At 72.2% G+C, this 10,435-nt stretch carries 9 protein-coding genes; all 9 read left to right on the top strand.

The window, feature by feature from the left end:
• Window positions 1-77 precede the first annotated feature (77 nt).
• Complete coding sequence (locus AC1DYG_RS12865; RefSeq protein ID WP_477640252.1) at window positions 78-1,301, top strand: CpaF family protein; 1,224 nt, start codon at window positions 78-80, stop codon at window positions 1,299-1,301.
• A gap of 4 nt (window positions 1,302-1,305) precedes the next feature.
• Complete coding sequence (locus tag AC1DYG_RS12870; protein ID WP_477640253.1) at window positions 1,306-2,172, top strand: type II secretion system F family protein; 867 nt, start codon at window positions 1,306-1,308, stop codon at window positions 2,170-2,172.
• Window positions 2,169-3,101: a type II secretion system F family protein gene (locus tag AC1DYG_RS12875; protein WP_477640254.1), complete on the top strand. Its 933-nt coding sequence runs from the start codon at window positions 2,169-2,171 to the stop codon at window positions 3,099-3,101. Before AC1DYG_RS12870 ends, AC1DYG_RS12875 begins: the two co-directional genes overlap by 4 nt.
• Window positions 3,102-3,180: 79 nt before the next feature.
• Entirely contained in the window at window positions 3,181-3,399 is a 219-nt protein-coding gene (locus tag AC1DYG_RS12880) for a hypothetical protein (RefSeq protein WP_477640255.1), read from the top strand.
• 5 nt (window positions 3,400-3,404) lie between these two features.
• A complete protein-coding gene (locus tag AC1DYG_RS12885) occupies window positions 3,405-3,800 on the top strand; it encodes a TadE/TadG family type IV pilus assembly protein (protein ID WP_477640256.1) in 396 nt (131 codons plus the stop codon).
• On the top strand, window positions 3,800-4,264 hold the full coding sequence (locus AC1DYG_RS12890) for a pilus assembly protein (protein WP_477640257.1): 465 nt from the start codon (window positions 3,800-3,802) through the stop codon (window positions 4,262-4,264). Before AC1DYG_RS12885 ends, AC1DYG_RS12890 begins: the two co-directional genes overlap by 1 nt.
• 122 nt (window positions 4,265-4,386) lie before the next feature.
• The gene (locus AC1DYG_RS12895; protein ID WP_477640258.1) at window positions 4,387-4,803 is read left to right on the top strand and encodes a pilus assembly protein TadG-related protein; all 417 of its coding nucleotides are present in this window, start codon (window positions 4,387-4,389) and stop codon (window positions 4,801-4,803) included.
• A gap of 257 nt (window positions 4,804-5,060) precedes the next feature.
• Window positions 5,061-5,744 carry a hypothetical protein gene (locus tag AC1DYG_RS12900; protein WP_477640259.1) on the top strand — a complete coding sequence of 228 codons (684 nt, stop codon included), beginning with the start codon at window positions 5,061-5,063 and terminating at the stop codon, window positions 5,742-5,744.
• Window positions 5,745-5,747: 3 nt separating this feature from the next.
• Window positions 5,748-10,435 (top strand): hypothetical protein (locus tag AC1DYG_RS12905; protein ID WP_477640260.1); only part of this gene is annotated, 4,688 nt, incomplete at its 3' end.

The following is a 10,435-nucleotide window of genomic DNA, read 5'->3' on the forward strand; positions in this document are numbered from 1 at the left end:
TGCCGCTGACGTCCGCAACCGGAGGCAAACGAGGGGTTCGCCGACCAGGGGGGTTGGGACGTCATGGGGAGGTTGAGATGGACGCTGTCATGACTGTCGAGTCCGAGGTTCGGGAGCTGATCCGGCGGTCGGGGGTGGACCCTGCCCGGGACGTGGGCGAGCTGGACCGACTCGTGCGCGACGCGGTGGCCGACTACGACGAGCGCTCGCTGCACGGGAGCCTTCCGGCCTTGGCGAACCTCGAGGACGCGGTGAAGTCGGTGAAGGACGCGGTGGCGGGGTTCGGGCCGCTGCAGCCCTACTTCGACGACCCCGAGGTCGAGGAGATCTGGATCAACGAGCCGACCAAGGTGTTCATCGCGCGTGGTGGGGTCGCCGAGCTGACCACCACCATGCTGACGGCTGACTCGGTCCGCGACCTCGTCGAACGGATGCTCAAGACGAGCGGTCGGCGGGTCGACCTCTCGAGTCCCTTCGTCGACGCCGTCCTCCCCGACGGGTCACGCCTCCACGTGGTCATCCCGGACATCACCCGGGCGCACTGGTCGGTCAACATCCGCAAGTTCGTGGTCCGGGCTGCCCACCTCGACGACCTGGTGGGGCTGGGCACGTTGACGCCGCATGCCGCGCGATTCCTGGGCGCCGCTGTCGCCTCCGGGCTCAACATCCTCGTCGCAGGTGGCACCCAGGCAGGCAAGACGACGCTGCTCAACTGCCTGAGTGCCGCCATCCCCCCACGCGAACGGGTCGTCACCTGTGAAGAGGTCTTCGAGCTGAAGATCCCACTCCGGGACGTGGCATCCATGCAGTGCCGTCCTCCCAGCCTCGAAGGCACCGGGGAGATCCCGCTGCGACGACTGGTCAAGGAAGCGCTGCGCATGCGCCCGTCGCGCATCATCGTCGGCGAGGTGCGCCAAGCCGAGAGCCTCGACCTGCTCATCGCCCTCAACAGCGGCCTGCCCGGCATGTGCACCATCCACGCCAACAGTGCTCGGGAAGCCATCACCAAGATGTGCACGCTGCCGCTGCTCGCCGGTGAGAACGTCGGCAGTCGGTTCGTCGTGCCCACCGTCGGCGGCTCGGTCGACATCGTCGTGCACGCGGCTCTCGACCACGACGGGGTCCGCCGGGTTCGCGAGATCGTCGCCGTTCCGGGCCGGGTCGAGGGCGACGTCGTCGAGACGGCCGACATCTTCACCCAGCGCGACGGCGTGCTCCGTCGAGCAGACGGTTTCCCGCCGCACCCAGAGCGGTTCCGACGCGCGGGGTACGACGTCGCTGCCCTCCTGGCGCAGGAGTGACCAGGTGATCGGATTCGTCATCGGGCTGCTGCTGGGCTGTGGCCTTTTCTGCCTCTGGTGGTCTGCCTGGTTGCCTGAGCCGACTCCGACGCGACAACCACGGGTCTCGCTCATGGACAGGTTGCACGACGAGCTCGTTCAAGCGGGCTACCAGTCTGTCGGCCCACGCAGCTTGGTCGTCGTCTGCCTGGTGGGCTTCGCGCTCGTCGCGGTCGGGGTCTTTGCCACCACCGAGGTCGCGCCGGTGGCACTGTGCTTCGCAGGCATGGCGGGCTACGGTCCCTTCGCGCTGGTACGGATGCGGGCCAGACGACGCCGGTCCAACCTGCGCGAGCTGTGGCCCGATGCGGTGGACAACATCACCTCCGGCGTCCGCGCCGGCCTCGCTCTGCCCGAGGCCCTGAGCCAGTTGGCAGTGCGTGGGCCGGAGGAGCTACGGCCGGCGTTCCAGGCCTTCGCCGAGGACTACCGGGCGAGCGGGAACTTCCACGACTGTCTCGACCGCCTCAAGGACCGGCTCAGCGACCCGGTCGGGGACCGGTTGGTCGAGTCCTTGCGGATCGCCCGCGAGGTGGGCGGAAGCGACCTCGGTGGCCTGCTGCGCACCCTCTCGACCTTCCTGCGGGAGGACAGCCGCACCCGATCCGAGCTCGAGACCCGACAGGGCTGGACCGTCAACGCCGCCCGGCTGGCCGTCGCGGCCCCCTGGGTCGTCCTGGCGATGCTGTGCACCCGGCCAGAGTCGATCCGGGCCTATGGGACCACTACCGGCACGGTGATCCTGCTCGTCGGCGCGGCGGTGTCGGCGGCGGCATACCGGATCATGGTCTTCATCGGGCGGCTGCCCGAGGACGCGCGAGTGCTCCGATGACCGGGCCCCTGGCCGGCGCGGCCATCGGACTCGCACTGGGGCTTGGCCTGCTGCTGGTCTGGGGCGGGCTGCCGCGCAACCGTCGGGCCACCCTCGACGACCGACTCCTTCCGTATCTGCGAGACGCCCCGCGTCCCTCTCGCCTGCTGGCCAGTCGCCAGGTCGCAGGGGCGGGCGCCTTGAAGGTCCTTGCCGGACCCGTGGTGGCGGACCTCGGAGGACGCATCGAGTCCATCCTCGGTGGGTCGGCGTCGGTCCGACGACGCCTCCAGCGGGCTGGCAAGGCTCCCGACGTGGACCGGTTCCGGGCCGAACAGGTCCTCTGGGGCGCCATCGGCCTGCTCGTGGGAATCGTCGTCGGCAGCCTCGTCTGGCTGGGCAAGGGTGGTTCGGTGCTGCCCGCCGTTCTGGTGGTCCTGTGCAGCGTCGGGTCGGCGGTGGTGGCCCGCGACCAGTGGCTCAGCCGCGAGGCGAACGTTCGCGAGCAGCGGATGTTGAGCGAGTTCCCCACCATCGCCGAGCTCCTGGCCCTTGCCGTCGGCGCGGGCGAGGGCGCCGTGGGGGCACTGGAACGCGTCTGTCGCCTGTCCCATGGCGAGCTGTCTGCCGAGCTCGGCCGCTGCCTGGCCGACGCGCGCGCCGGAGCGAACCTGGAGAAGGCACTGCAGGGACTCGCAGACCGCACCGGCCTGATGAGCCTGTCGAGGTTCGTCGACGGCATGGTCATCGCGATCGAGCGGGGCACGCCGCTCGCGGAGGTGCTCCGAGCGCAGGCGCACGACGTTCGTGAGACGGGGCGGCGGGCAGTCATGGAGGCGGGTGGCAAGAAGGAGATCGCGATGATGATCCCCGTGGTCTTCCTCGTGCTGCCGATCACCGTGCTGTTCGCCGTATTTCCCGGTTTTGCCTTCCTGCGGTTCTCGATCTGACCCTTCCTGACCACGGGACCACCTGACGACAGCACCACCTGGTTCAGCACCACCTGACCCAGCACACGAGAGGAAACTCATGACAATCCTTCACCGCTCCCTGGCCCGCACACAGCTGACCGTGGTCCGCGTCCTCCGGAGCGTCCGGCAGCCCGCCGAGCGCCGCGAGCGCGGCGACGTCCCGGGCTGGGTGCTGATCACCTTGATGACAGCCGGGCTGGTGGCAGTCCTGTGGGCCGTCGCGGAGGACCAGCTCACGGCGATGTTCTCGGACGCGCTCAACAGCGCGAGGAGGTAGCCGCCGTGCGGTGGACGCCAGTCGGCGGTCGGCGCGAGGAGGGTGCGGCGGTGGTCGACTTCGTCCTGGTCTCGGTACTGGTGTCGGTGCTCTTTCTCGCCGTGTTCCAGGTGGGACTCGCCCTGTACGTCCGCAACACCATCATCTCCTGTGCATCCGAGGGGGCTCGCTTCGGGGCGAGGGCTGACGCCGACCCGCGCGTCGGAGCGGCCCGCACCCGCGAGCTGATCGACACCTCGCTCTCGGCACGCTTTGCCCGCGACGTCTCTGTCGAGGTAGTGGACGCCGGAGGGGTGCGGGTCGTCGCGGTGCGCGTGCGCGCGCCACTGCCCGTTCTCGGCCCGTTCGGGCCGGACAGCGGTTTCGACCTCATTGGTCGCGCCTACCTGGAGCGGCAGTGATGCTGGTACTGCGTCGACGGGCGATGGCGCTCAGGGCGGCGGGCGAGCGTGGCAGCGCCGTGGTGGAGTTCGTCTTCCTCGCGGTGATGCTGATGGTCCCGCTCTTCTACCTGGTCATGACGTTGTCGAGGATCCAAGCGGCTGCGTATGCCGCGTCGGCAGCGGCGCGCGAAGCCGGCAGGGCCTTCGTGACGGCGTCCGAGCCCGCGGCTGCCCACGAGCGCGCGTCGGCCGCCGCTCGGATCGCCTTCGAGGACCAGGGTTTTCGCGCTGACGCCGCCGAGCTGACGATGACCTGTGACGGCACGCCATGCCTTCGGGCTGACGGTTGGGTCGAGATGGCCACCACCGTCACCGTGCCGTTGCCGCTGGTCCCGTCGTTCGCCCGCAGGGTGGTGCCGCTCGAGGTGCCTGTCACGGCCAGTCATGTGGCAGTCGTCGACCGGTTCAGCGGACAACGATGACCCGTCAGGGCAACGGGAGGCTCGCTGCGTGGGTGGAGTGTGCCCGCGGCGACTGGCGACGGTTGGCAAGGCGCTTGACGTCGCCAGCAAGGCTGCGAGCCGGCGGCGGGGAGGCCGGTCAGGTGAGCTTGTTGATCCTCGGGTTCGCCGTCGTGGCAATCCTGCTCATCGTCGGAACGGTCGCAGTCACCTCGGTGCAGCTGTCCCGGATGCGGCTGCTCGACGCCGCCGACGGCGCAGCCCTCGATGCAGCGGACGCCCTCGACCTCGGGGCGTACCAGCGCGGATTGGGTGATGCGGTCGCGATCAGCGACAAGACCGTGCGTGAGACAGCAGTGCGTTACCTCGCAGAGCGCCCGAGGCCCGCGAGCATGCTGGCCTGGCAGGTGGCTCAGGGCACGGGGAGTCCCGACGGCCAGACAGCCGTGGTCCGCGTCTCCGGCAAGGCGGACCTGCCGTTGGTCGGCGGCCTCCTCGACACTCTGGGCGGTTCGGTGACGATCACGGTGGAGTCGCGCGCTCGCGCCGACCTGGAGTAGCGGAGCCGGCTGACGATTCGCGACACGGCGATGCCGTGTCGAGCGATTGTCGTGAATGTCGAGGTTTGCGCTACGAGATGTGGCGGTTCTGTGACAGGCCGTTGACCGCCGAGTCTCGCCGCTGGTTACCTGCAGGGAGCATCACTGACATGCATTCGCTTGGGTGTGGCTGCGGAGGGGTCCGGGCCACACCGCATTCGGCCGTCTCTGGGGAGGCGGTCCACTGATGGTCCGCGCCGCCTTCAGGGAGGTGTGCTGTGACAGTCCGGGGCGAGCTTCCCTCTGGCGCGCGGTCCTCCAGCGCGCGCAGCTCCGGCGCGCGGGCCTCCGGCGCGCTCGGGGTCGGCGGGGCGACAGGCCTGAGAGATGTCCTCACCGACGCGTCCATCCTCAAGGCGATACGCAACGCTGACCGGCTCAAGCCGGGGGACCGGCCCAAAAAGGGCGTGACGCTCAAGGCCGCCGAGGCGACCCGGCTCCTTCGCAGCGTCATCCGCTTCGTGGCCGACGTTCCGGCCGACTCCTCGCCGATCGTCGTGTGGGAGCAGGAGGGCAGCGAGCTCTGGGTCGACATCTCGACCGTCGCCCTCACCTGCATCCCCGGCGTGATCAGGGTCGCCGTCAAGGTCGGCTGCGATCAGCTGCCCGAGCCGGCCGTGATCACGGTGCCCTTCGGGGTCGGGACACCCGAGGCGCCGACGGGTCTGGTGATGTCGAGCCTGAGCCGGCTCGACGGGCCCGAGGTCGTCACCGGCCGGTGGACCGCGGCCTTCACGGGGTTCGCCTGGGAGGCGATCCTCGAGTTGGCCCGCAGGATGTGCGCCGAGCTCGGCAAGGACGCGGCCGGGCTGCCCCTCATCCCCGGGTCGGTCGCCGCCGGGTCGCAGATCCTCGTCGTGCAGCCGATGGCGCGCAACGACCTCTCCGGACTCCGGCGCTGACCGATGACACTGACCCAGGACGGGATGGGTGCCTTCGGGTCGCTCGCGCAGGCGCTGGGTATCACCGACGGGTCAGGGGCCAACAGTGCCTGGTTCGGCGACCCCATGGCCACGACGAGCAACACCCATGGCCTGTCCACGATCCTCGCTGACACCGGTCAGCGGGACGCTCTGATCGCGTTCGTCGACGAGGCGCTCGGACCGCCGGAGCTGCACCGCGAGGGTGAGCAGAAGTGGATCCCGCTCTTCTCCGAGTCCTCGCCGGCGATCACCGTGTATGCCGTGGTCGAGCCGGTGCAGGGCGCCGTGCGCGTCGGCGTCGCGGTCGAGCACCAGGCCGGGACGACGGCGCCGACGGTCAAGACGACGATCCACGTCCCGATCTTCCACGTGCCGCGCAGCGGCCAGACCGACAGCCGCCCCACCGACGCGACCCTCCCGCGCTGGCTGCTCCTCGGCCGCCCCGGTGGCCGGATCAGCATCGGCGTCGAGGCCGACTTCGCCGACGCCCCGCCCGTCCCGGGCGTGGCCTATCTCGGCGGCGCGAGCGTCCACCTCGCGATCCCCACCACGACGGACGACACGGTCGGCTTCTCCCTCTCGCTGGTCGACCTCCAGCTCCCCGGGGCGGTGACCCCGCAGAGCCGCACCCTCGACCTCGACTCCCTGACCACGCTCGGCGCCGACATCCTCGAGTTCGTCGTCGGCATGGTGCGCCAGCAAATCGACGCCCTCGACCCGAACGACCTCGTCTTCCGGCACGTCATGGGCCTGGCCGGGATGCTCGGCCTGCGCGGAGCAGGTGTCGGCGTGCCGCCCCTGCCGATCGCCGAGCTCCCGACGCGCGGCCTGTCCGCCCTGGTCGAGTGGGTCGAGTCGATCCTCGAGGACGACACCACGCTGGACGCCTGGCTGACCGAGCTGGCCCGCCTCGTCGGCGGCATCCCCGACGCCGCGACCAACTCCGTGGGCTTCGCCATCGGTCCGGCAACGCTGCGACTGGGTCTGCGGGTGACCCCCGGCACCGGTGGGCACCCGACCCTCGTGCCCTGGCTCGACGTCAGCTGGTCGCCTGCCCCGGGGACCGCAGACCTGACGGCGACCGTCGACCTCCTGCGAGCAGACACCGGCACCGGCTCGGTCACCGCCGTCCCGGGGCTGCGGGCCGAGGCGGTCTTCGGCTCCCAGGCGAGCGGCGGCACTCCGCTGCTGACCGGCGGGACCGCGGTGGCTGGCCTGCGGGTCGGGATCGGCCTCGACGCGGCGCGCCACCCGGCCTTCACCCTCACCCTCCACGGGGTGGATCTCCCCGGTGGAATCCACCACGACCTGCTCGACCTCTCCTCGCCCCAGGCCGCCGTCGCCGCGGTCGACTCCGTCGTCTCGTCGGCCCTCAGCGCCGCCCTCGCCGGGCTGGGAGGGGCCCAGGACGCCGTCGAGCGGCTCCTCGGCATCGCCGCCCCGACCAACGTCACCGCGATCACCGCCTCGGCCCTCATCGCCGACCCGCTGGCCGCGATCAAGAACTACTGGCTCGACGTGCTGCAGACCCCGAACGCCATGGCCGACGTCCTGGGCCGCCTGGCCGAGCTGCTGACGGGCACCGTGCAGACCCCGACCCAGACCGGCGACCCGAGCGACCCGTGGCGGCTCGACGTCGCCAGCGGGGTCGGGCTGCGGGCCTGGCGCGAGACCGATGCCGTCCACGGCACGGACACGCTCGTCCTCGCCCTCGGTGCCGACGCAGCCCTGCCCGTCCTCACCGACCTCGAGGTGGCGGTCGGCGCCGACGTGGTCCTCCTGCGCGTCGAGCTCTCCGCTGGTCACGTGTCCCTGGCAGCCGGCGCGAGCGCCGAGGTCCTCCTCCGACCCGTGGGCGTCGACCCGATGACCCTCGATCTCGAGATCGCCAAGGTCGCGTTCACCGGCATCGGCGTCGCGGCGACCTGGGCCCCGACGGCGGGACTGAAGGCGCGTGTCCTCGGCGACGGGCTCACCGTCACCTACACCGACCCGCGCACGCTGGTGCAGCGCGTCCACGGCATACCGCTGCCCGAGATCTCCGCCGCGGGGGTGGTGACGTTCACGCCCGACTGGGACCAGGTCGAAGGCCTGGTCACCGCCCTGCTCGGCAGGGCGCGCTCCGACGTCCTCGGCACCCTCCTGGACCTCGTCGGCTGGCGAGGCGGCGGCGCCCACCTGCGCCTCGGCGCCCTCATCGACGACCCCGGCACGGCTGTCGAGAACTGGCTGCTCGCCCTCGCCCTCGACTGCGCCAACATCCGCACCGGCCTCGGTCCGGTCGCGTGGCTGCTCAGTGGTGGAGCGCTCGCGACGCCACTCGGGGCCGGCCGTCCGGCCGACCCCTACCGGTGCCCGATCGGCGGCGATCGCCGGGCCCCCGGGCTGGCGGTCTGGACCGTCCCCGGCTGCCCGGATGTCTCGACCGCCGGCCCCGGTGGGCCCGGGTACGGCGAGCTGCTGCGCGGCTACACGGTGCCCGACGGACGGGCGGTCGCCGCCACGTTGCGGGCGGCCGGTCCGAGCGCACCCGACCTGGCCGACCTGCTCGTGGGCCGGACCAGGCTGGGGGAGGGCATCGACTCCCTCGTCACCCGCTGGAAGGACACCGACGGTGTCGTCGGCGCGGTGGCGCCCGCCGGCGTGACCACGAGCGTCCTGACCGGCCTGTCGTATGCCGAGCTGGTCGCCAACGGACGGACCGGCAGCTACGTCCTGGATGGCGTCGGCGTCGCCACGGACACGGTCGTCCACGTCGGCTGTGGTGCGGGCTGGCTCACCGACGTTCCGGGCGGCCAGGCGATCGACGCGACGGGGACGGCGCCCACGGCGATGCCGGAGGCGACGACCGGACACTGGTTCGTCCAGCTCCCGGCCCCTCCGTCCGTGGCCGCCGAGCGCCCCGACCACGACACGGTCGCCGCGCTGGCGGGGCGCCTGACCGCCGTGCTGTCCGGGCGCACCGCCGATGTGGTGCTCGTCGGCTATGGCGCGGCGGGCGCGGCCGCGGTGCGCGCGGCTGTCGGCCAGACGAGGGTCACGGCAGTGGTCACCGTGGGGACGCCCTGGTCGCCGGTCGTGCTGACCTCCCTGACCACGGGCCTGGGTGGCGACGCCGTGCGCTTCCTCGACCGGCTCGTCCCCGATCCGTTGCCGGCCTGGACCGACACGCTGCTCGCCCTCGGTTGCGACCCGCTGCGACGCGGCCAGGGCCTGGTGCGGCGAGCCATGACGGTGCTCACCGCCGCCGACCTGCCGAGCGCGGCGGGCGAGACCCTGCCGTCCACGGCCGAGGTGCACGCGGTCTTCGGAGCCGTCCCCGAGGCCGAGGTGCGCTCGGCCATCGCCTCCGTCGCCGTGGCCGGGATAGCCGCCCGCTCGGCCGCAGCGGCCGCGGACGTCGCCCGCACGACCGGACCCCCCACCGAGGTCCACGTCGGCGTCGACCTGCCGGTCCTCGACCTCGACCTCGGTGGCCTGCTCGTCGGGGTGGGGGCGCGGGTCGACCTCGCCTCGGCCCGCCGGGCGACTCCGCACGGGCAGCCGCTGCGCGAGGTCGTGCTCGACGTGCACCTCGGCATCAGCGACGGGTGGCTCGTCGGGGGGCCGGGAGCGTCCCAGCAGGATCTCGCGGTGCGCTGGGTCGAGGCGCGGGTCACCATGCCCCTCGGCGAGGGCGGCGGCGACGGGACGACCGAGCTCGTGCTCCACGAAGCCCGCGCGTTCGCGGCATACCGTGAGTCGTGGCTGGTCCGGGCCGACGGGGACGGCAGCACGGCCACGACCGCGCTGCCCGAGGTCAAGATCCTGCTGTCCGAGATCGGCACCCGCATCCGCACCGCCTCCCCGGCGCTCGCCGGCCTGCTCACCCACCTGGGGATCCTTCGCGACAGCGGAGTCGATCCCGACGCCATCGACCACCTGCTGCACGACCCGGTCGCCACGATCCGTCCCCTCGTCGTGGCGCGCGCCGCCCAGCTCGCCGACGACGTCCGCGCCCTGACCGGCGTGACGGTCCGGCCGAGCGACCTCGCGCCGACCGCGATCCGGATCGGGGCCAGCGGCCTGCACGTCGACGTGGACCTCGCCTCCGGGACCATCACGGGCGACCTCACGCTCGCCGTGGAGGGACTGCCCCCGCTGGAGGTGACGCTGGCCGCCGGCGCAGCGGGCGTGACCGCGACCGCAGCCCTGGGCGCCCTGCTCGATGGGGTGGGTGGGGTGCGTCTGGTCGGGTCGGCCGGGACCTCGGGTGCCCACGTGGCCGTGGAGTCGCTGGCTCCGGGCGCGACCTCCCCGACGACGACCGCGCTCTATCCGGCCGTCGACACCGACGCGCTGGTCCGGCTCGCCACGGTGGCCGTCCCGGCCGTCCTCGCCCAGCAGCTCGCGCGCTGGTGCCGCACGGAGGCGAGCGACGTCGGCCGGGCGACGATCGACGCGGGACTGTCGGCCCTCGGGCTGCTCGGCCCGACCGCACCCTCGGGAGCGCGCGACGTCGTGCTGCCCTTCGGGCTGTTCACCGACCCGGGTGCGTGGCTGCGGACCCGCTCGGATCCCCTGGCCGCGGCAGTCGCCGTGCTCGAGGCGCTGGCTCCCGTCGTCGTCCCCGGTCGCGCGGTCGGCGAGACCGGCTGGCCGCTCGGCAACGGCCTGACCATCTCGTATGC

Source organism: Pedococcus sp. P1_H8, assembly GCF_056405175.1.